This window comes from Streptomyces sp. CA-251387, assembly GCF_050936625.1.
Classification (GTDB): domain Bacteria; phylum Actinomycetota; class Actinomycetes; order Streptomycetales; family Streptomycetaceae; genus Streptomyces.
The window spans coordinates 6,858,210-6,880,184 of sequence record NZ_JBNJMJ010000001.1; the positions used below are offsets into that span (position 1 = coordinate 6,858,210).

The 21,975-nt window shown below is 69.7% G+C and carries 14 protein-coding genes; 11 read left to right on the top strand and 3 right to left on the bottom strand.

Features of this window, described 5'->3' with window-relative positions; all coding sequences use genetic code 11:
* Positions 1-61 precede the first annotated feature (61 nt).
* The 7 genes from ACQEV2_RS30835 (at position 62) to ACQEV2_RS30865 (ending at position 11,047) form a co-directional block, all read left to right on the top strand.
* Positions 62-1,762, top strand: a complete 1,701-nt coding sequence (locus tag ACQEV2_RS30835) for an extracellular solute-binding protein (RefSeq protein WP_433048605.1) — start codon at positions 62-64, stop codon at positions 1,760-1,762.
* Between the two features lie 27 nt (positions 1,763-1,789).
* On the top strand, positions 1,790-2,824 hold the full coding sequence (locus ACQEV2_RS30840; protein WP_433048608.1) for an ABC transporter permease: 1,035 nt from the start codon (positions 1,790-1,792) through the stop codon (positions 2,822-2,824).
* A complete protein-coding gene (locus ACQEV2_RS30845; RefSeq protein WP_433048611.1) occupies positions 2,821-3,756 on the top strand; it encodes a carbohydrate ABC transporter permease in 936 nt (311 codons plus the stop codon). The genes ACQEV2_RS30840 and ACQEV2_RS30845 overlap by 4 nt, the downstream gene beginning before the upstream one ends.
* A 126-nt stretch (positions 3,757-3,882) precedes the next feature.
* Entirely contained in the window at positions 3,883-6,108 is a 2,226-nt protein-coding gene (locus ACQEV2_RS30850) for a 1,4-beta-glucanase (protein ID WP_433048614.1), read from the top strand.
* Entirely contained in the window at positions 6,108-8,102 is a 1,995-nt protein-coding gene (locus tag ACQEV2_RS30855; protein ID WP_433048617.1) for a beta-galactosidase, read from the top strand. The genes ACQEV2_RS30850 and ACQEV2_RS30855 overlap by 1 nt, the downstream gene beginning before the upstream one ends.
* Positions 8,099-10,291 (top strand): glycosyl hydrolase family 95 catalytic domain-containing protein, encoded by a 2,193-nt coding sequence (locus ACQEV2_RS30860; RefSeq protein ID WP_433048620.1) that lies wholly within the window; start codon positions 8,099-8,101, stop codon positions 10,289-10,291. Before ACQEV2_RS30855 ends, ACQEV2_RS30860 begins: the two co-directional genes overlap by 4 nt.
* A 39-nt stretch (positions 10,292-10,330) precedes the next feature.
* The gene (locus ACQEV2_RS30865) at positions 10,331-11,047 is read left to right on the top strand and encodes a glycoside hydrolase family 12 protein (protein WP_433048623.1); all 717 of its coding nucleotides are present in this window, start codon (positions 10,331-10,333) and stop codon (positions 11,045-11,047) included.
* Positions 11,048-11,083: 36 nt separating this feature from the next.
* Here ACQEV2_RS30865 and ACQEV2_RS30870 read toward each other — a convergent pair whose 3' ends face one another.
* The 3 genes from ACQEV2_RS30870 to ACQEV2_RS30880 form a co-directional block, all read right to left on the bottom strand.
* Complete coding sequence (locus ACQEV2_RS30870; RefSeq protein WP_433048626.1) at positions 11,084-12,271, bottom strand: sulfotransferase family protein; 1,188 nt, start codon at positions 12,269-12,271, stop codon at positions 11,084-11,086.
* Between the two features lie 106 nt (positions 12,272-12,377).
* Positions 12,378-14,429: a glycoside hydrolase family 31 protein gene (locus tag ACQEV2_RS30875; protein ID WP_433048629.1), complete on the bottom strand. Its 2,052-nt coding sequence runs from the start codon at positions 14,427-14,429 to the stop codon at positions 12,378-12,380.
* A gap of 70 nt (positions 14,430-14,499) precedes the next feature.
* Entirely contained in the window at positions 14,500-15,516 is a 1,017-nt protein-coding gene (locus tag ACQEV2_RS30880) for a LacI family DNA-binding transcriptional regulator (RefSeq protein WP_433048632.1), read from the bottom strand.
* 371 nt (positions 15,517-15,887) lie between these two features.
* Here ACQEV2_RS30880 and ACQEV2_RS30885 point away from each other — a divergent pair, with 371 nt between their 5' ends.
* From ACQEV2_RS30885 to ispG, 4 genes are all read left to right on the top strand, one after another.
* Entirely contained in the window at positions 15,888-17,834 is a 1,947-nt protein-coding gene (locus tag ACQEV2_RS30885; protein ID WP_433048635.1) for an acyl-CoA dehydrogenase family protein, read from the top strand.
* 128 nt (positions 17,835-17,962) lie between these two features.
* On the top strand, positions 17,963-19,219 hold the full coding sequence (dxr, locus tag ACQEV2_RS30890; RefSeq protein ID WP_433048639.1) for a 1-deoxy-D-xylulose-5-phosphate reductoisomerase: 1,257 nt from the start codon (positions 17,963-17,965) through the stop codon (positions 19,217-19,219).
* A gap of 8 nt (positions 19,220-19,227) precedes the next feature.
* On the top strand, positions 19,228-20,520 hold the full coding sequence (locus ACQEV2_RS30895; protein WP_433054898.1) for a M50 family metallopeptidase: 1,293 nt from the start codon (positions 19,228-19,230) through the stop codon (positions 20,518-20,520).
* Positions 20,521-20,689: 169 nt separating this feature from the next.
* Complete coding sequence (gene ispG, locus ACQEV2_RS30900) at positions 20,690-21,847, top strand: flavodoxin-dependent (E)-4-hydroxy-3-methylbut-2-enyl-diphosphate synthase (protein ID WP_399109300.1); 1,158 nt, start codon at positions 20,690-20,692, stop codon at positions 21,845-21,847.
* Positions 21,848-21,975 lie beyond the last annotated feature (128 nt).

Consider the following 21,975-nt stretch of genomic DNA (forward strand, 5'->3'; position numbering starts at 1 on the left):
ACGACACCGCAGCCGACGGCCTACCGCCGGGTGTCCAGGTGCGCCACGAAGGGTTGACGCAATGACGCCGAACGCCGCCGCCCCCTCCCCTGGTCCTTCCGGCCCCAGCCGGAGAAGCTTCCTCGCCTCCACGGCGGTCGCCACCGCAGCGGTGGCCGGTGGGATGCCACTGCTCGCCGCCTGCGGCGGTTCGGACAGCGGCTCGCGCGACGGCACCACGTCGGGCAAGGACGCCAAGAAGATCCTTCCGGCGTACGTGGCCAGCAACGTGGTGACGCCGGACATCCCGTCCAAGAACGGTTCGGCGATCGGCTTCACCAGCAAGCTGGACCTCGCCACGCTCAAGACCTCGGTCCCGAAGAAGCTCGGCAAGGGCGGCAAGGTCACCGTCATGTCGCCGTTCTGGGGCTCGCCGCCGAAGCAGAACAACGCCTACTACAGGGCGATGAACGACCTGATCGGCGTCGACGTCGTCTGGCAGAACCAGGACGGCAACACCTACGACCAGAAGCTCGGCGCGGTCCTCGCCTCCAGCGATGTCCCGGACGTGGTGGTCGTCCCCGGCTGGAACATGGGCGGCAAGATACCCAGCGCCATCATCAGCAAGTTCGCCGACCTCGGGCCGTACCTCTCCGGGGACGCGGTCAAGGAGTACCCGAACCTCGCCGCGATCCCGACGGGGGCCTGGCAGCGCTCCATCTTCGGCGGCAAGCTGCGCGGCCTGCCGATGCCGGCGCCGTCCGCCCCCTCGATGGTGCCCCTGTACCGGCAGGACATCTTCGACGAGGAGGGCTACGAAATCCCGAAGTCCTGCGACGAGTTCATGGCCCTGGCCAAGGAGATCACCAACGCCAAGGCCAAGCGGTGGGCGTGCCTGGACATGAAGTGGACCGCCTTCCAGGCCTTCGGAGTGCTCTCGGGCGCCGAGAAGCCGCTCGGCTGGAACCTGGTCGACGGCAAGCTCGTCAACCGCATCGAGACCGAGGAATTCCTCGAGGCGCTGGAGTGGTCCCGCAAGCTCTTCGCCGCCGGCGTCGTCCACCCCGACTCCAAGATGGGCAAGAACGCCCCCGACCCGGGCCCCAAGTTCGCGGCGGGCGAGTTCCTGATCTACCCCAACAACATCTCCCAGTGGTGGGGCCGCACCGCCGAACAGGCCACCCAGAACCCGGACTTCAAGATCTGGGGCATGGACATCTGGGGCCACGACGGCGGCAACCCCACCCTGTGGGCCGAACAGCCCGCCGGCATCTTCGCCTTCGTCAACAAGAAGGCCTCCGAGTCGGTCATCCGCGATGTGCTGGCCGTCGCCAACGTCACCGCGGCGCCGTACGGCACCAAGGAGTACATGATGACCAACTACGGCGTCGAAGGCACCCACTACACCGTCAAGGACGGCGTGCCCACCAAGACCGACCAGGGCAACATCGAGGTGATGAACGCCTACGTCATGGTCGCGAGCCCCGCCGCGACCCTCGCGCACCCCGACTTCCCCGAGGTCGCCAAGGGCCAGGTCGAGTGGCAGCAGCGGATGGGCGCCTTCGCCAAGAAGTCCTCCTTCTGGGGCATGCAGATCACCGAGCCCGCCCGATACACCAACCTCCAAAACGACGCCGAGCAGCTCGAGGACGACATCGTCCGCGGCCGCAAGAAGATCAGCGACATGCAGCAGTTCGTCTCCGACTGGAAGAGCAAGGGCGGGGACAAGCTGCGCGACTGGTACCAGAAGATCCTCGACGAGAACGGCTCGGCGGCCGGCTGACCAGGCTCTGAGGCAAGGAGAACGGCTGTGTCCCACAGCACGGTGCCTCGGAGCAGGGCCGAGGCCGACACGACGGCGAAGACCCCGGTGGCGTCCAGCGGCGCCACCGGTTCCGCCGACACGTCCCCCACGGGGAAGGTGAGCTTCAGAAACAGGTTCCGGCGTGACCGCCTGCTGCTCCTGATGACGCTGCCGGCCCTTGTGCTGGTCCTGCTCTTCAACTACGTGCCGATCCTCGGCAACGTCGTCGCCTTCCAGGACTACGACCCCTACATCAGCGAGAACGGGGTCGTGTCCATCCTGAACAGCCCCTGGGTGGGGCTGGAGAACTTCCAGCGGATCTTCGCGGACTCGGCCTTCTGGGCCGCCGTCCAAAACACACTGGTGCTGTTCTTCCTCCAGCTCGCGCTGTTCTTCCCGATCCCGATCCTGCTCGCTCTGCTCATCAACAGCGTGGTCAGGCCCAGGGTGCGGGCGGTCGCGCAGGCGGTCCTGTACCTGCCGCACTTCTTCTCCTGGGTGCTGGTCATCGCCGTGTTCCAGCAGATGTTCGGCGGCGCGGGAATGCTCTCCCAGCTGTTGCGGGAGAACGGCTACAACGGCCTCGACATCATGACCAACCCGGACACCTTCGCCTTCCTGGTCACCGCGCAGACTGTATGGAAGGACGCCGGGTGGGGGATCATCGTCTTCCTCGCCGCTCTGGCCTCGGTCAGCCCCGACCTGTACGAGGCCGCCGCCATGGACGGCGCCGGGCGCTGGCGCCGCATGTGGCACGTCACCCTGCCCGCGCTGCGGCCGGTGATCGCCCTGCTGCTGGTGCTGCGCGTCGGCGACGCCCTCACCGTCGGCTTCGAACAGATCCTGCTGCAACGCGACTCCGTCGGACCCGGTGCGGCCGAGGTCCTGGACACATTCGTGTGGTGGAACGGCGTGCGCAACCAGGACTTCGGCTACGCGGCCGCCGCCGGTCTCGTCAAGGGCGTCGTCAGCATCGGCCTGGTCCTCGCCGCGAACAAGGTGGCCCATCTCATGGGCGAGCAGGGGGTGTACAAGAAGTGACCGCCGTCATCGACAAGCCCGTGAGCAAGCCCCGCCGGTGGCAGGCCCCGCCCCGGCCGGTGTGGGAGGAGACCCCCACCAAGGCCGGACTGGCGAGCAAAGGCCTCGTCCTGGGGATCGCCTGCCTGGCGATCCTCTTCCCGCTGTGGATCGTCGTCGTCACCAGCATCTCCTCGCGCAAGACGATCGACGAGGCCGGCGGGCTGGTGATAGTGCCCAAGGACATCACCTTCATCGCCTACCAGGAACTGCTCAGCGGCGGCCAGGTCACCCGCGCGACGATCATCAGCATCCTCGTCACCCTGGTCGGCACGCTGTTCTCGATGACCGTGTCCGTCCTGTGCGCTTACGGCCTCTCCCGCACCGGCTCGCTCGGCCACCGCTGGATCCTGATGACGCTGCTGGCGACCATGTTCTTCAGCGCCGGTCTCATCCCGACCTACCTGCTGGTGCAGACGCTCGGCCTGACCGATACCTACCTGGCGCTGATCCTCCCGAGCGCGATCAGCGTGTTCAACATCCTGGTCCTGCGCGGCTTCTTCATGGGCATCTCGCAGGAACTCATCGACAGCGCACGGATCGACGGCGCCGGTGACTTCCGGATTCTCTGGCAGATCGTCATGCCACTGTCGCGCGCGGTCATCGCGGTGATCACACTCTTCTACGCCGTCGGGTACTGGAGCGCCTGGTTCAACGCCTCCCTGTACCTGAACGACCAGGACATGATGCCGCTGCAGAACGTCATGATCCAGCTCGTGCAGAAGCAGGAAGCGCCGGTTGGTCTCGGGCAGGCCATCAAGACGGGGCAACTGTCGGGGCTGGCCGTGCAGATGGCGGTCATGGTGATGGCTCTGCTGCCGGTGGCCGTGCTTTCGCCCTTCGTCCAGAGGCACTTCAAGAAGGGCATGCTCACGGGCGCGGTGAAGGGTTGACCGACGCCCACTGAACAAGGTGCTTCGGTTGTTCGGCGACTGCGGGTTGTTCGTGGCTGGTCCCGCAGTTCCCCGCGCCCCTTGAGGTCTCTCCAGTCCCCCCATCTTTTCGAACGAGGTATGTCCATGCGTCCGTCCCGCTTGTCCAGACGTGCCGTTCTCGCCGGGACCGCGGCCGCCGCCGCGCTCACCTCCGTCCCGTCCTTCCCGGGACGGGCCCACGCCGTCGAGGCCGAGGCCACCACCGCTCCCGCCTACCGCTGGCGCACCGCCGTCATGGGCGGCACCGGCTTCGTCACCGGCGTCCTCTTCCACCCCTCCGTCCGCGGCCTCGCCTACGCCCGTACCGATATCGGCGGCGCCTACCGCTGGGACGACCGCACCGCGAGCTGGGTCCCGCTGACCGATCACCTCGGCTGGGACGACTGGAACCTCCTCGGCGTCGAGGCCATGGCCGTCGACCCGGCCCACCCCAACCGCCTCTACCTCGCCCTCGGCACCTACGCCCAGCCCTGGGCCACCAACGGCGCCGTCCTGCGGTCCGACGACCGCGGCGCCACCTGGACCCGCACCGATCTCACCGTGAAGCTCGGCGCCAACGAGGACGGGCGGGGTACGGGTGAGCGGCTGCTCGTCGATCCGCGGGACAGCAACACCCTGTGGCTGGGCACCCGGCACGACGGGCTGCTCAAGTCGGCCGACCGTGGAGCCACTTGGGCGGCCGCGACCGGATTCCCGGGTTCCCCGAGCGCCACCGGTCAGGGCGTCACCCTGCTCGTCGCCGCCGGGCGCACCCTCTACGTCGGCTGGGGCGACGGTGACGGCACGGCCGGGACCAGGAACCTCTACCGGACCACTGACGGCACCACCTGGGAGGCCGTGCCCGGCCAGCCCTCCGGCACCGCCGCCAAGGTCCCGATCCGGGCCGCCTTCGACCGGGGCACCAGCCACCTGTACGTGACCTACGCCAACGCGCCCGGCCCCAACGGCCAGTCCGACGGCAGCGTGCACAAGCTGTGCACCCTCAACGGCAAGTGGACCGAGGTCACACCCGTGAAGCCGGGCGGGACGACGGCCGACGGGTCCGCCGACACCTTCGGGTACGGCGGTGTCGCCGTCGACGCCCGGCGCCCCGGCACGGTCGTCGTCTCCACCAACAACCGGTGGGCGGACATCGACACCCTGTACCGGACCACCGACGGCGGCCGCACCTGGACGTCCCTGAAGGACACGGCCGTCCTCGACGTCTCCGAGACCCCGTACCTCAAGTGGGGCCAGGACAAGCCCAAGTTCGGCTGGTGGATCCAGGCCCTCGCCCTCGACCCGTACGACTCGCGGCACATCGTCTACGGCACCGGCGCCACCCTCTACGGCACGCGGGACCTGAGGAACTGGGCCCCGCAGATCCGCGGCCTGGAGGAGACGGCCGTGCGCCAGCTGATCTCGCCCCCGGTCGGGGAGGCGCATCTGATCAGCGGCAACGGGGACATCGGCGTGATGTACCACGAGTCGCTCACGGCATCGCCCTCGCGCGGCATGGCGTCGAACCCCGTGTTCGGGTCGGCGACGGGGCTCGCTCAGGCTGCCGCCGAGCCGGCGTACGTCGTCCGTACCGGCTGGGGCGACAACGGCAACGGCGCCTACTCGAACGACGGCGGGCAGACCTGGGCGCCCTTCAAGGCCCAGCCCTCCATCGCCAAGGACGCACCGGGGCCGATCGCCACCAACGCCGACGGCAGCGTGCTGCTGTGGGTGTTCGTGCACTGGGACGGCACGAAGTACCCCGCCTACCGCTCCGCGGACAACGGCGCCACCTGGTCCGAGGTCTCCTCCTTCCCGAAGGGCGCCACGCCGGTCGCCGACCCGGCCGACCCGACGCTCTTCTACACGTACGACACCGACACAGGAACGCTATACGCCAGCACTGACAGTGGCCGGACCTTCACCGCCCGTGCGACCGGACTGCCCTCCGGGGACAGCCAGTTCGAGCTGGTCGCGGCACCCGGACGCTCGGGTGACCTGTGGCTGAGCGTGAAGGGGAACGGCCTCTACAGGTCCACCGATGGCGGGGCGAGCTTCTCGAAGGTCACCGGCTGCCGGGCCTCGCACACCGTCGGCTTCGGCAAGGCCGCCGACGGCGCCGACTATCCGGCGATCTACATGGTCGGCTCGACCGAGACGATCACCGCCGTGTACCGCTCCGACGACGGGGCGAAGACCTGGGTGCGGATCAACGACGACCGGCACCAATGGGGCTGGATCGGCGAGGTGATCACGGGTGACCCGCGGATCCACGGCCGTGTCTACCTCGCCACCAACGGACGCGGCGTCCAGTACGGGGACCCGGTGTGATGCCCGAGCCGCAACGACCGACCCTCGCCGACGCCACCCGTGGCCGCCTCCTCTTCGGCGGCGACTACAACCCGGAGCAGTGGCCCGAGGAGACCTGGCACGAGGACGTCCGCCTGATGAAGGAGGCCGGCGTCAACTCGGTGACCCTCGGCGTCTTCTCCTGGGCGAAGCTCGAACCCCGGCCGGGGGAGCGGAACTTCGGCTGGCTGGACCGGCTGATGGACCTGATGCACGACAACGGCATCGGCGTCGTCCTCGCCACCCCCACCTCCTCGCCGCCCCCGTGGATGGGGCGCCTGCACCCCGAGACCCTCCCGCGCGACGAGGACGGGCGCACCGAGTGGTGGGGCTCCCGCCAGCACTTCTCCCACTCCAGCGCCACCTACCGGCGTTACGCCGCCGCCATCACCGAGGACCTCGCCGCCCGCTACGGCAGCCACCCGGCCCTGCGGATGTGGCACATCAACAACGAGTACTGCACCTACGACTGGGGCGACGAGGCCGAGGCCGCCTTCCGCCGCCGGCTCCAGGAGAAGTACGGCACGCTCGACGCCCTCAACGAGGCCTGGGGTACCGCCTTCTGGAGCCAGGGCTACGGCGACTGGCACGAGGTCCTGCCGCCGCGCCGGGCGCACTACATGAAGAACCCCACGCAGGTGCTGGACTTCAAGCGGTTCACGTCCGACGCGCTGCTGGAGTGCTACCTCGCCGAACGTGACATCGTCGCCCGGCACAGTCCGCACATCCCCGTGACCACCAACTTCATGGCGGTGTGGCGGGGCTTGGACGCCTGGAGGTGGGCCGGGCAGGAGGACGTCGTCTCGATCGACGTCTATCCGGATCCGAGGGATCCGTTCGGCGGGCAGTTCGGCGCCCTGGTCCATGACATGACCCGCTCGCAGGCCCGCGGCGGTCCCTGGATGGTCATGGAGCAGGCCGCCGGACCGGTCAACTGGCGCGGGGTCAACCACCCCAAACCGGCCGGCCTCAACCGCCTGTGGTCCCTCCAGGCCGTGGCCCGCGGCGCCGACGCCGTCTGCTACTTCCAGTGGCGGCAGTCCCGGCAGGGCTCGGAGAAGTTCCACTCCGGGATGGTCAGCCACGCGGGGGAGCACGGCCGTATCTTCCAGGAGGTCAAGCGGATCGGTGCCGAACTCGCCCTGCTGAGCGAGAAGGTGACGGGCAGTCGGGTCGAACGCGCCGAGGTCGCCGTACTCCTCGACTGGAACGCCTGGTGGGCGAGCCAGCAGGACGGGCGGCTCTCTTCCGAGGCCGACCACCCGCAGATCGTCCGCGCCTGGCACCGGGCCCTGTGGGAGGCGAACACCACCGCCGACTTCGCCCACCCCGAGCACGACCTGTCCGCCTACAGGCTGGTCGTCGTCCCGCAGCTGTACCTGATGACGGACGCGGCGATCGATAACCTCATCGCGTACGTCAACGCAGGCGGCACCCTCGTCGCCGGCTTCCAGACCGGCGTCGCCGACGAGGACGACCGCGTGCGTCCCGGCGGCATGGACGTACGGCTGCGCGAGCTGTTCGGCATCCGCGTCCTGCACGAGTGGTGGCCGCTCGACGCGGGCGAGAAGGCCGACGTCGAGGGCTTCCACGGCACCCTGTGGTCCGAGGAGATCGAGGCGGCGGACGACATCGACGCCGTAATCCCCTACAAGGGCGGCGAGCTGGACGGACTCCCGGCCGTCCTGCGCAAGGGCCGCGCCTGGTACGTCTCGACCCTCCCCGAGCCGCACGCCCTGCGCACGCTGCTCGCCGACATCGCCGCCGAAGCCGGCGTACGGCCGCTCCTCGCCGGGCTCCCGGCCGGAGTGGAGGCCGTACGACGGGGCGGGCTGCTGTTCCTGCTCAACCACGGGCGCGACGGCGTCGCGGTGCCGGTGCCGGGCCGCCACCGCGACCTGCTGACCGGCGCGGACGTCACCGGCGAGGTGGAGCTGGGGCGGTACGGGGTGGCCGTGCTGGAGCAGGCGTCATGACCGGGCCGGTGCACGGCACCTGGGAGTCCGCCCCCGCCACCCGCTGGGAGGACGCCTTCCTGAGCGGGAACGGCCGGTACGGCGTCATGGTGTTCGGCGATCCGAACGCCGACCGGGTCATCGTCAACCATCACACCCTGGTCCGCCCCAACGGCGGCGAACACGCCCGTCCCCCCGCCCTCGCCGCCGAACTCCCCTCCCTCCAGGAGAAGTTGCTCGCCGGAGACGTCACGGCGGCCGAGCGCTTCACCGACGGACGGGAGCTGCAGTGGGTGCAGCCCTTCCACCCCGCCTTCCAGATACGACTGAGCCGCTCGGCCGCCGGCACCTCCGGCTACCGCCGGTCCGTCGACTTCACCACCGGCGTCACGCACGCGCACTGCGCGGACTGGAGCAGCAAGGTCTTCGTCTCACGCGCGGACGACGTCGTCGTCCAGTACGTCGAGGCGGCCGACCTCGTCGTCACCCTCGACCACCGGCTCCCCGGCGCCCCCGCCGCACTGGTCGTCGGCCAGAGCATCGTCCGCGCCTGCGACGGGGCTCTCCTCACCCTCCGCGTCCGCTACCCCGACAGCGACCGTGCCTACACCGGAATGACCCTGATCGTGCCGACGGGCGGCCGAACCGCGCTCGTCCCGCCGGGCGCACGCGTCACCGGAGCCGCATCCGTCCTCCTCCTGACCCGGGTCGTTCGGCACACCGGCGAACTGGACACGACCGCCCACGCCGACGCCCTGCGCGACCTGCTCACCGACTCCGGCGCGTACGCCCACCTCCTCGACCGCCACACGCCGCTCCACCGCGCCGCCTACGCACGCGTGACCCTCGACCTGTCCGCCGACCCCGCCGAACGCGCCCTGCCCGGATCCGAGTTGCTCAGCCGCCCCAAGAGCCCGGCCCTCCTGGAACGCCTCTTCGCAGCGGGCCGCTACCACCTCCTCTCCGCCTCCGGCATGCTCCCGCCCCGTCTGACCGGCCTGTGGACCGGCGATTGGAACACGGCGTGGTCGGGCGCGTTCACCACCGACGCCAACCTCAACCTCCAGACCGCATCGGCCGCCTCAGCCGCCCTCCCGGAAGTCACGGAGGCCCACGCCACCCTCATCCACGGTCAGGTGGCCCACTGGCGCGACAACGCCCGCGCGATCTTCGGCACCCGTGGCGTCGTGGCCCCCGCCCACACCGACGGCGAGTCCGGGCACATCTACCACTTCAGCCGCGAGTACCCCCTCCACCTGTGGACCGCCGGCGCCGACTGGCTCCTCAAACCCCTCGTCGACCACGACGAGACACGCGGCGACCGCGACCCGCGCACCGCGGCCGCCCTCGCCGAAGTGGCCCGGTTCTACGAGGACTTCCTCACCCGGACCGACGAGAACGGGCACGTGGTCGTCGTCCCCTCCTACTCACCCGAGAACCGCCCGGCCAACGCGAGCTGGGACACGATCAACGCCGCCATGGACCTCTCCGCGGCCCGGCACGCCCTGCTCACGGCCGCCCGCTACCACCCGGACACCCCGGACGCCGACCGCTGGCGCGCCCTCGCCGACCGCCTCCCCCCGCACCGGATCAACGAGGACGGCGCCCTCGCCGAATGGGCCTGGCCGGGCCTCGCGGACAGCTACGACCACCGTCATCTCAGCCACCTGTACGGCGTCTGGCCGCTCGACGAGATCACCCCGTACGACACCCCCGACCTCGCGGCGGCCGCCCACCGCGCCCTCGAACTCCGGGGCGCCGAGAACGACTCCGCGCACGGCCACCTCCACCACGCCCTGATCGCGGCCCGCCTCAGGGACGGCGACCGGGTCGCCCACGCCCTCGACCAGGTCCTGGGCGGCGACTTCTTCCACGCCTCCCTGATGAGCGCCCACTACCCGAACCGCCACGTCTACAACGCCGACGCCGCCCACAGCCTGCCCGCCGTACTGATCGAGATGCTCGTGCAGTCGACCCCGGACCGGCTGGTGCTCCTCCCCGCCCTGCCCGCGGCGTACCCCCAGGGGGAGCTCCGCGGCATCCGCACCCGGTGCGGAGCCGAGGTCGACCTCACCTGGACCCCCCACTCAACGACCGCGGTGATCCGCCCCACGCGTACCCACCGGGTCGAACTCCGGACTTCTTCCGGCGCCGAACCGCTCGACCTCGTCGCCGGAGAAGACCACGTCCTTCGCCTAGGGGCGTGGTAACTCCCCACTCATTTCCCCCCACCCATGGAAAGGGACACCATGGCAGTAAGCACACTGAGCCGCATCGCCAAGGCGATGCTGGCCCCCGCGCTCGCCCTGGGCGCCACCGTCGGACTCGCCACCGCCCCCGCCTCGGCCGCCGTCTGGAACTCCTGCGACCAGTGGGGCAACACCAGCCTGAACGGCTACACGCTCTACAACAACATCTGGGGCTCCGGCGCCGGCAGCCAGTGCATCTGGGCCAACTCTGGCACCAGCTGGGGTGTCTGGGCCAACCACCCCAACACCGGCGGCATCAAGTCCTACCCCAACTCGACGAAAGCGATCAACAAGACGATCGCCTCCCTCGGCTCGCTCACCAGCAGCTACAACGTCAGCGTCCCGTCGTCCGGCGCGTACAACACGTCGTACGACATCTGGGACACCGACCACGACTACGAGATCATGCTCTGGGTCAACTACAACGGAGCCGTCGGCCCGCTCGGCACCTCGCAGGGCAACGTCACGCTCGGCGGCCACACCTGGACCGTCTACAAGGGCACCAACGGGGCGAACGAGGTCTTCTCGTTCCTGCGGACCTCCGACTCCAGCTCCGGCACCGTGAACATCAAGCCGATCCTCCAGTGGATTTCGGGCACCAAGGGCTGGATGTCCAGCAACGAGACCATCGGTGACGTCCAGTTCGGCTACGAGATCACCTCGTCGTCCGGCGGACTCGACTTCGTCACCAACAACCTGACCGTCAGCAGCAGCTGACCTGCCCTCAGGGCCGGGGTCGGTCCGCGTCCGTGCTCAGGCGCGGTCGACCTCGGCCCGCAGCGCGTTGTAGTCCGCGAAGGCCGACTCGACCTGGGCGCGGGGCAGACCGTAGCGGGCCAGGTCGTACCGGTGCGGGCGGCTGCCCTTCGGGCGGGCGACGGCTCCGGGCAGCCGGGCTGCCTCCGCGTCGGTCCAGCGGGCGCCGACGGCCGAGTACAGCTTGGGGGCGCCGGCGACCGGATCGGAGCCGAGCCAGGAGTACGGGGCATCCACCAACTGCTCCGCAGGGATGGCGGCACGGGCCGCCAGGCCGCGCGTCATGGCCCGGCTCAGCAGATCGAGCCAGGTGGCGCCGATGCCGGTCAGATCGAGAGGACGGGAGCTGACGGCCATGCCGTGCTCGATCAGACTGCAGAAGGACGCCACGGCGGTGACCGGGTCGCGGTGGCACCACACGATCGTGGCGTCGGGAAACACCGTGCGCAGGGCGTCCAGGTTCTCCAGGTGCATGGGGGACTTCAGCACCCAGCGGCGGCACGGACGGCCGTACTGCAGGACCTGGTAGACCTGCTTGAGATACCGGTAGTCGGGGACGAAGTCCCGTTCGCGGTGCCAGTCCCGGTACTCGGGGATACGGGCCTGGGAGAACGGCATCAGGGCGTGCGGGAGCGCGAATGTGCACTCCTCCGGGCCCTCGGCCACCATCGCGTGGATGTCCCGGAAGCGCGGCGCGAAAAGGTCCGTGCCCTGGACCATCCGGCGCCCGGTCGTGATCGCCTTCCGTCGCTGCCGGGGCGGCAACTCCAGGTCGGGCGCCAGCAGTTCCCACAACAGGGGGCTTCGGTGCTCGTCCGACAGCGACAGCACGGCATGGGTTACGGTCGTCGCGGTGCGCGGCAGGCCCACCACGAACACCGGCCTCTCGATCGGCTCCCGCTCGATCTCCGGGTGCTCGGCGATCAGCCGCCGCACGCGGGCCCGGTTGGCGAGGTGCCGGCGGACGAAGGCCTGCGCGGACTGCCAGCCGACCGGGGTCAGGTTCTCCGCCTTCGCCCACCAGCCCAGCAGCGACCGGAAGTCGTCGACGAACTGCTCGTCACCGGGCGCCTGCCCGGCGTCTGCGGCAATCCTTTCGAAGACCCGGTCGGGATCGCGCCGGGAGCCGAAGCCGGGGCGCAGCAGCAGGTCGGCGAGGGTGAGGGCGAGCGGAGACGAGGACACGCAGGGAACCTATCCCGTCGAACTGGCCGAGGGAGTACGGAAGTTGGCCGAACATGCGGAGGAGGTGACCGGAAGACCTCCCCACCGGCCACCCCCTCCGACACGGCTACTCCGCTACAGGCAGCCGTGCCCCGTCCCGCAGGAACAGCGGGATGCGGTCCAGCGGGGCGTCGACGGTGACGGCCTCGCCGCCCTCGTACGTCTCGCCGGTCCACGCGTCGGTCCACCGGGCACCCGCCGGGAGATACGTCGTCCAGGTGGTGAAGCCCGGCTCCAGCACCGGTGCGACCAGCAGATCCGGCCCGAACGTGTAGGCGTCGGAGACCTGCCAGGCGCGCTTGTCCTCGGGGAACTCCAGGAACAGCGGCCGCATCACCGGCAGACCCTCTTCATGGGCCTCACGCATGACGTCGAGGACATACGGCTTCAGGCGCTCGCGCAGCCGCAGGTACTTCTCCAGGATCGCGCCGGCCTCCTCGCCGTACGACCACACCTCGTTCGGACCGCCGGTCATGGCGGGGCCGAGCGGCATGCCCGGGTCGCGGAAGCCGTGCAGGCGCATCAGCGGGGACAGGGCGCCGAACTGGAACCAGCGGACCATCACCTCGCGGTACGCCGGGTCGTCCGGGTCGCCGCCGTGGAAGCCGCCGATGTCGGTGTTCCACCACGGGATGCCGGACAGCGCGGTGTTGAGGCCGGCCGCGATCTGGCGGCGCAGGGTCGGGAAGTCGGTGCCGATGTCGCCGGACCACAGGGCGGCGCCGTAGCGCTGGCTGCCGGCCCAGGCCGAGCGGTTGAGGGTGACGACCTCGGTCTCACCGGCGGCGACCAGGCCCTCGTGGAAGGTCCGGGAGTTCTCGGCGGGGTAGCTGTTGCCGACCTCCAGGCCGGGGCCCGACCAGTAGCGCAGGTTCTCCTGGAAGCCCGGCTTCAGCTCCGGCTCGCAGGCGTCCAGCCAGAAGGCCGTGATGCCGTAGGGGTCGAGGTAGTTCTCCTTGACCTTCGACCACACGAACTCACGGGCCTCGGGGTTGGTCGCGTCGTAGAAGGCCACCTGGACCGTGGAGGCCACCTCCTTGTCCGGCCAGTCGGCGTGCGCCAGCGGGCCGTACTGGGTGCCGATGAAGTAGCCGCGCTGCTCCATGACCGGGTGGTTCTCGGAGAGCGGGGAGACCGACGGCCAGACGCTGACCACCAGCTTGATGCCGAGCTCCTCCAGCTCGCGCACCATCGCCGCCGGGTCCGGCCACTCCTTCGGGTCGAACTTCCACTCGCCGAGGTGCGTCCAGTGGAAGAAGTCGCAGACGATCGCCGAGATGGGCAGGCCCCGGCGCTTGTACTCCCGTGCCACGGCGAGGAGTTCGTCCTGGGTGCGGTAGCGCAGCTTGCACTGCCAGAAGCCCGCCGCCCACTCCGGCAGCATCGGCGTGCGGCCCGTCACCGCGCTGTAGCGGCGCTGGCCGTCGGCCGGGGTGCCCGCGGTGATCCAGTAGTCGATCTGGCGGGCCGAGTCGGCGACCCACCGGGTGCCGTTGTGGGCGAGCTCCACGCGGCCGATCGCCGGGTTGTTCCACAGCAGGGTGTAGCCCCGGCTGGAGGCGAGGACCGGGATGCCGACCTCGGCGTTGCGCTGGACCAGGTCGAGGACCAGGCCCTTCTGGTCGAAGCGGCCGTGCTGGTGCTGGCCGAGGCCGTACAGCTTCTCGTCGTCGTAGGCGGCGAAGCGCTGCTCGAGGCGGTGGTGACCGTTGCCCACGGCCGTGTACAGGCGCGGGCCCGGCCACCAGAAGTGGGCGCGCTCCTCGGCCAGGATCTCCGTGAGGTCGTCGGTGCGCAGAAAGCGGATCAGGCCCTCGGCGTCGACGTGGACGGTCAGTGCGCCCACGGTCAACTGGGCCTCTCCGTCACCGACCTTGACCGAGCTCTCCGTGGCCGGCGGCTCGTCGAGAAGGGCACCTTGGAGTCCGTCCAGGACCGGTCCACCGAGCCGGGCACGCACCCGGACCGCGTCCGGCCCCCATGGCTCGACGCGTACGGTCTCCTGGCGGCCGCTCCACTCCAGCGCGCCGTCCCGCTCGCGGAACGTGCCGACGGTCGGGGAGGACTGCGCCAGGCTGACCGTCCCAGGCTGGGGCTGGTGCTCGGCAGGCTGATTCACGTGGGTGCTCCTGAAGCGGGCGGCGGATGCAGACATGGAGGTGCCCGGCGAGGGCACGGCGGTGCGGAGGTCAGTGCGTGGCGGCCGGCGCCGGGCCCGTGCTCGCCCGGACCGTCAACTCGGGGGCGAGCAGCACGACGTCGTCGCTCCCGCGCCCGTCGAGCTTGGCGACCAGCTGCTCCACGGCGTGCCGGCCCATCTCCTGCGCGGGGATGGAGACGGAGGTCAGCCGCACCGACGCCTGGGTGGCGACCTGGTCGGGGCAGATGCCGACCACCGACACGTCCTCGGGCACGGCACGGCCCTGCTGGCGCAGCAGGGCGAGCAGCGGCTCGACCGCCGACTCGTTCTGGACGACGAACCCCGTGGTGCTCGGCCGCTCGTCGAGGATCCGGGCGAGGGTGACGGCCATCGCGTCGTACCCGCCCTCGCAGGGCCGGTGCAGCAGCCTCATCCCCAACTCCTGGGAGCGCGCCCGGAGTCCGTCGAGCGTGCGCTCGGCGAAACCAGTGTGCCGTTCGTAGACGGCCGGGGCCTCGCCTATGACCGCGATGTCTCGGTGCCCCAGCATGGCCAGATGCTCCACGCACAGCGCGCCCGTCGCCTTGAAGTCGAGGTCGACGCAGGTCAGCCCCGTGGTGTCGGCGGGCAGTCCGATCAGCACGGACGGCTGGTCGGTGCCGCGCACCAGCGGCAGCCGCTCGTCGTCCAGCTGGACGTCCATCAGGATCATCGCGTCGGCGAGCCCGCTGCCGGTGACGCGGCGCACGGCGTCGGGGCCCTCCTCGCCGGTCAGCAGGAGCACGTCGTACCCGTGTGTACGAGCCGTGGTCGCCACCGCGATGGCGATCTCCATCATCACCGGCACATACATGTCGGTGCGCAGCGGGATCATCAGCGCGATGATGTTCGACCTGCTGCTGGCCAGGGCACGGGCACCCGCGTTCGGGTGGTAGCCGAGCTCGCGGATGCTCTGCTCGACCCGCTGCCGGGTGGTCGCGGAGATGGACCGCTTGCCGCTGAGGACATAGCTCACCGTGCTCGCCGAGACTCCGGCGTGCTGGGCGACCTCGGCGAGGGTGACCATCCAGCTCTCCAAGCGTGTGAAGCGCTTCGACAGTGCGCATTGTGTACAGGGGCGGTTGTGAGGGTGGTTCGACACTAGCTCTGGCGCGCGTAGGTGTCCATAGGTTGTCGAAGCGCTTCGACAGCTTTTCTGGGGAACAGCTTTTCTGGAGAGCCGAGCAAGAAGTGTGCCGTACGTCCCCGGCATCGCGTCCGTCACCGAGGTCTTTCAACGGAACCAGCCACCTCGGCACCCAGGCGTACTCCGTCAACATCGGCTGAACGGCTGCACGCAGGGTGGTGGGGTCGCCCGTAATCGGGTACATACGATCGGGTAGCACCCGTCGGTAACCAACGGCCCCCAAGATCCCGATTCGCGGCGAGGTGAGCCTCATGTCCGCAGCACCCACGTCGTCCTCCGGACGCCCTACTGTCACCGAACGTGAGGCACGCCAGGTGGCGGAGGCCGCCCGGCAACAGGAGTGGCGCAAGCCCAGCTTCGCCAAGGAACTGTTCCTCGGCCGCTTCCGCCTCGACCTCATCCACCCCCACCCGATGCCGACCGACGAGGCCGCCCAGCGCGGAGAGGAATTCCTCGCCAAACTGCGCGACTTCGTCGAGACGAAAGTCGACGGCGCCCTGATCGAGCGCGAGTCCCGGATCCCCGACGAGGTGATCAACGGGCTCAAGGAACTCGGCGCCTTCGGCATGAAGATCGACACCAAGTACGGCGGCCTCGGCCTCACCCAGGTGTACTACAACAAGGCGCTGACCCTGGCGGGCTCGGCCTCGCCCGCGATCGGTGTGCTGCTCTCCGCCCATCAGTCGATCGGCGTACCGCAGCCGCTCAAGCTGTTCGGCACCCCGGAGCAGAAGGAACGGTTCCTGCCGCGCTGCGCCCGCACCGACATCAGCGCCTTCCTGCTGACCGAGCCCGACGTCGGCTCCGACCCGGCGCGCCTGGCCACCTCCGCCGTACCGGACGGGGACGACTACATCCTCGACGGGGTCAAGCTGTGGACGACCAACGGCGTGGTCGCCGACCTCCTCGTCGTCATGGCGCGGGTGCCCAAGTCCGAGGGCCACAAGGGCGGCATCACAGCCTTCGTCGTGGAGACCAACTCGCCCGGCATCACCGTCGAGAACCGCAACGCCTTCATGGGCCTGCGCGGCATCGAGAACGGCGTCACCCGCTTCCACCAGGTCCGCGTCCCGGCGGCGAACCGCATCGGCCCGGAGGGCGCCGGCCTGAAGATCGCCCTGACCACTCTCAACACCGGCCGGCTCTCGCTCCCCGCCTCCTGCGTCGCCGCCGGCAAGTGGTGCCTGAAGATCGCCCGCGAGTGGTCCGCGGCACGCGAACAGTGGGGCAAGCCCATCGCCCAGCACGAGGCGGTCGGCGCGAAGATCTCCTTCATCGCGGCCACCACCTTCGCCCTGGAGGCCGTCACCGACCTCGCCTCGCAGATGGCCGACGAGGACCGCAACGACATCCGCATCGAGGGCGCCCTCGCCAAGCTGTACGCCTCCGAGATGGCCTGGCTGATCGCCGACGAACTCGTCCAGATCCGCGGCGGCCGCGGCTTCGAGACCGCCGAGTCGCTCAGGGCGCGCGGCGAGCGCGCGGTCCCCGCCGAGCAGGTCCTGCGCGACCTGCGCATCAACCGCATCTTCGAGGGCTCGACGGAGATCATGCACCTCCTCATCGCCCGCGAGGCCGTCGACGCCCACCTGTCGGTCGCCGGCGACCTCATCGACCCCGAGAAGTCCCTCCAGGACAAGGCGAAGGCGGGCGCGAACGCGGGCGTGTTCTACGCCAAGTGGCTGCCGAAGCTGGTCGCGGGTCAGGGGCAACTGCCGTACACCTACGGCGAGTTCAAGCAGCAGGTCGACCTCTCCGCGCATCTGCGCTACGTCGAACGCACCTCTCGCAAGCTCGCCCGCTCCACCTTCTACGGCATGTCCCGCTGGCAGGGCCACATGGAGAGCAAACAGGGCTTCCTCGGCCGTATCGTCGACATCGGCGCCGAACTGTTCGCCATGAGCGCGGTCTGTGTCCGCGCCGAGCACCTGCGCGGCCAGGGCGAGCACGGCCGCGAGGCCTACCAGCTCGCCGACGCCTTCTGCCGCCAGGCCCGCCTGCGGATCGAGGAGCTCTTCGGCCGTCTTTGGTCCAACACCGACGACCTCGACCGCAAGGTCGTCAAGGGAGTGATGTCGGGCACGTACGAGTGGCTGGAACAGGGCATCGTGGACCCGTCGGACGACGGCGGTGTATGGATCGCGGACGCGACGCCCGGCCCGAGCGCACGGGAGAACGTGCACCGCCCGATCCGGTGACCGACGCGGTCAGAGGTTGCTGAGAGGTCGCTGAGAGGTCACTGCCCGCAGTGACCTCTCACCATCCTGTAACCCTCCGAAGGGGACACCCTGTCCTCCCCGACAACGGTTACGGCCACAATGGAGGGATGAGCGACAGTCCAGCCCCTCTCGCCGACCCGCATCTCGTCTACGACCCCGTGGCGGGCGACGGCCCCAAGGACGTGGTGATCCTCGGCTCCACCGGCTCGATCGGCACCCAGGCCATCGACCTCGTGCTGCGCAACCCCGACCGGTTCCGGGTCACCGCCCTGTCCGCCAACGGCGGCCGGGTCGCCCTCCTCGCCGAGCAGGCGTACCGGCTCAAGGCGCGGACCGTCGCGGTCGCCCGCGAGGACGTCGTACCCGCACTGCGGGAAGCGCTGACGGCCCAGTACGGCACGGGGGAGCCGCTCCCCGAGATCCTGGCCGGCCCCGACGCGGCCACCCAGGTCGCCGCCTCCGACTGCCACACCGTCCTCAACGGCATCACCGGCTCCATCGGCCTGGCCCCCACCCTCGCCGCCCTGGAGGCGGGCCGCACCCTCGCGCTCGCCAACAAGGAGTCCCTCATCGTCGGCGGCCCGCTGGTCAAGGCCCTCGCCAAGCCCGGGCAGATCATCCCGGTCGACTCCGAGCACGCCGCCCTGTTCCAGGCGCTGGCCTCCGGCAACCGTGCCGACGTACGCAAACTCGTCGTCACCGCCTCCGGCGGCCCCTTCCGCGGCCGTACCAAGGAGGAACTGGCGAACGTCACCGTCGAGGACGCCCTCGCCCACCCCACCTGGGCCATGGGCCCGGTCATCACGATCAACTCCGCGACCCTCGTCAACAAGGGTCTGGAGGTCATCGAGGCGCACCTCCTCTACGACATTTCCTTCGACCGCATTGAGGTGGTCGTGCATCCCCAGTCGTATGTTCACTCGATGGTTGAGTTCACGGACGGATCCACGATCGCCCAGGCGACGCCCCCCGACATGCGCGGGCCCATCGCCATCGGCCTCGGCTGGCCGGAGCGCGTCCCCGACGCCGCGCCCACGTTCGACTGGAGCAAGGCGTCGACGTGGGAGTTCTTCCCGCTCGACAACGACGCGTTCCCGTCGGTCGACCTGGCGCGCCATGTGGGTGAGCTCGCGGGCACGGCGCCCGCGGTGTTCAATGCGGCCAACGAGGAGTGCGTGGAGGCCTTCCGGGCCGGCGCACTGCCGTTCAACGGGATCATGGAGACCGTGACGCGGGTGGTGGAGGAGCACGGCACCCCCCGGGCGGGAACTTCCCTCACCGTCGCGGACGTCCTCGAAGCGGAGAGCTGGGCCCGCAGGCGGGCACAGGAACTGGCGGCACACACGGCGGAGGCCCGTGCATGACGACCCTGATGTTCATCCTCGGCATAGTGCTGTTCGCGGTCGGGCTGCTCTTCTCGATCGCGTGGCACGAGCTGGGCCACCTGTCCACGGCCAAGCTGTTCGGCATCCGCGTGCCGCAGTACATGGTGGGCTTCGGCCCGACCCTTTGGTCGCGGAAGAAGGGCGAGACCGAGTACGGCATCAAGGCGATCCCGTTCGGCGGCTACATCCGCATGATCGGCATGTTCCCGCCGGGACCGGACGGCCGCCTGGAGGCCCGCTCCACATCTCCCTGGCGCGGCATGATCGAGGACGCCCGCTCGGCCGCCTTCGAGGAACTCAAGCCCGGCGACGAGACCCGCCTCTTCTACACCCGCAAGCCCTGGAAGCGGGTCATCGTGATGTTCGCGGGCCCGTTCATGAACCTGGTCCTCGCGTTCGGCCTGTTCCTCACCGTGCTGATGGGCTTCGGCATCCAGCAGCAGACCACCACCGTCAGCTCGGTCTCCCAGTGCGTCATCGCGCAGACCGAGAAGCGCGAGGACTGCAAGGCGTCCGACGACAGGTCCCCGGCCGCCGCCGCGGGCATGAAGGCCGGCGACAAGATCGTCTCCTTCGACGGGGTACGCACCGAGGACTGGAACACCCTCTCCGACCTCATCCGCGAGAGCGCCGGCAAGGACGTGCCGATCGTCGTCGACCGCAAGGGCGAGGAACTGACCCTGCACGCGAAGATCGCCACCAACTGGGTCGTGAAGAAGGACGCCGGCGGGGCGTACGTCAAGGACGACTACGTCCAGGCCGGCTTCCTCGGCTTCAGTGCCGCCACCGGCGTCGTCAAACAGGACTTCGGCGACTCCGTGACCTGGATGACCGACCGCGTCGGCGACGCCGTCGACTCCCTCGTCGCCCTGCCCTCCAAGATCCCCGCCCTGTGGGACGCGGCGTTCGGTGACGGCCCGCGCGAGCCGGACTCCCCGATGGGCATCGTCGGAGCGGCGAGGGTCAGCGGCGAGATCGCCACCCTCGACATCCCGGCCTCGCAGCAGCTGGCCACCTTCGTCTTCCTCCTGGCCGGCTTCAACCTCTCCCTGTTCCTCTTCAACATGCTCCCGCTGCTGCCGCTCGACGGCGGCCACATCGCGGGCGCCCTGTGGGAGTCGCTGCGCCGCAACACGGCGAAGGTGCTGCGCCGCCCGGACCCCGGCCCGTTCGACGTGGCGAAGCTGATGCCGGTGGCGTACGTCGTCGCCGGGATCTTTGTCTGCTTCACGCTGCTCGTGCTGGTGGCGGACGTGGTTAACCCGGTGAGAATCTCCTAGTCACATGGAGTTCGAGGCGGCCTGGGATCATGTATCCCGGGCCGCCTTCCATTGAGTGGGTTTACGCACCGTGATGTGCTGGGGCCCGCGCCTGTGCCGTAATCTCGAAGCCTGGAGCCCGCTGCTGACGGGACCGGACCTTGATCCACGACTTGGGGTTGCACAGCAGATGACTGCGATTTCTCTCGGCATGCCGTCCGTTCCGACCAAGCTCGCCGAGCGCCGGAAGAGCCGGCAGATCCAGGTCGGATCCGTGGCGGTCGGCGGGGACGCGCCGGTCTCGGTCCAGTCGATGACGACGACGCGTACGTCGGACATCGGCGCCACCCTCCAGCAGATCGCCGAGCTCACGGCCTCCGGCTGCCAGATCGTGCGCGTGGCCTGCCCGACGCAGGACGACGCGGACGCCCTCGCGACGATCGCCCGCAAGTCCCAGATCCCGGTGATCGCGGACATCCACTTCCAGCCGAAGTACGTCTTCGCGGCCATCGAGGCCGGCTGCGCCGCGGTCCGCGTCAATCCCGGCAACATCAAGCAGTTCGACGACAAGGTCAAGGAGATCGCGCGGGCCGCCAAGGACCACGGCACGCCGATCCGCATCGGCGTCAACGCCGGCTCGCTGGACAGGCGCCTGCTCCAGAAGTACGGCAAGGCGACGCCCGAGGCCCTGGTCGAGAGCGCGCTCTGGGAAGCCTCCCTCTTCGAGGAGCACGACTTCCGCGACATCAAGATCTCGGTCAAGCACAACGACCCGGTCGTGATGATCGAGGCGTACCGCCAGCTCGCGGCCCAGTGCGACTACCCGCTGCACCTCGGTGTGACGGAGGCCGGCCCGGCGTTCCAGGGCACCATCAAGTCGGCGGTGGCGTTCGGCGCCCTCCTCTCGCAGGGCATCGGCGACACCATCCGCGTCTCCCTCTCGGCCCCGCCGGTCGAGGAGGTCAAGGTCGGCAACCAGATCCTGGAGTCCCTGAACCTCAAGCAGCGCGGCCTGGAGATCGTCTCCTGCCCGTCCTGCGGCCGCGCCCAGGTCGACGTCTACAAGCTGGCCGAAGAGGTCACGGCAGGCCTGACCGGCATGGAGGTCCCGCTGCGGGTGGCCGTCATGGGCTGTGTGGTCAACGGCCCCGGCGAGGCCCGCGAGGCCGACCTCGGCGTCGCCTCCGGCAATGGCAAGGGCCAGATCTTCGTCAAGGGCGAGGTCATCAAGACCGTCCCCGAGTCCAAGATCGTCGAGACCCTCATCGAGGAGGCCATGAAGCTGGCCGAACAGATGGAGGCGGACGGCGTGACGTCGGGCGAGCCTTCGGTATCGGTGGCCGGCTGACGCCGGTCGGAACAGTCAGCCCGTCCGGCGGTTGAGGACGAGGCCCTTTCGGGGCCGAAGCGGGGGTCTGGGGGCGGCAGCCCCCAGCCGACGGCAACGACAACGCCGGGTACCTCCAAGCGGGCGGC

Excerpts from the sequence above, each read along its gene's own strand:
- ispG (WP_399109300.1), top strand. The coding sequence starts at position 20,690 with ATGACTGCGATTTCTCTCGGCATGCCGTCCGTTCCGACCAAGCTCGCC.
- ACQEV2_RS30865 (WP_433048623.1), top strand. The coding sequence starts at position 10,331 with ATGGCAGTAAGCACACTGAGCCGCATCGCCAAGGCGATGCTGGCCCCC.
- ACQEV2_RS30835 (WP_433048605.1), top strand. The coding sequence starts at position 62 with ATGACGCCGAACGCCGCCGCCCCCTCCCCTGGTCCTTCCGGCCCCAGC.
- ACQEV2_RS30885 (WP_433048635.1), top strand. The coding sequence starts at position 15,888 with ATGTCCGCAGCACCCACGTCGTCCTCCGGACGCCCTACTGTCACCGAA.
- ACQEV2_RS30850 (WP_433048614.1), top strand. The coding sequence starts at position 3,883 with ATGCGTCCGTCCCGCTTGTCCAGACGTGCCGTTCTCGCCGGGACCGCG.
- ACQEV2_RS30860 (WP_433048620.1), top strand. The coding sequence starts at position 8,099 with ATGACCGGGCCGGTGCACGGCACCTGGGAGTCCGCCCCCGCCACCCGC.
- ACQEV2_RS30880 (WP_433048632.1), bottom strand. The coding sequence starts at position 15,516 with ATGGTCACCCTCGCCGAGGTCGCCCAGCACGCCGGAGTCTCGGCGAGC.
- dxr (WP_433048639.1), top strand. The coding sequence starts at position 17,963 with ATGAGCGACAGTCCAGCCCCTCTCGCCGACCCGCATCTCGTCTACGAC.
- ACQEV2_RS30855 (WP_433048617.1), top strand. The coding sequence starts at position 6,108 with ATGCCCGAGCCGCAACGACCGACCCTCGCCGACGCCACCCGTGGCCGC.
- ACQEV2_RS30895 (WP_433054898.1), top strand. The coding sequence starts at position 19,228 with ATGTTCATCCTCGGCATAGTGCTGTTCGCGGTCGGGCTGCTCTTCTCG.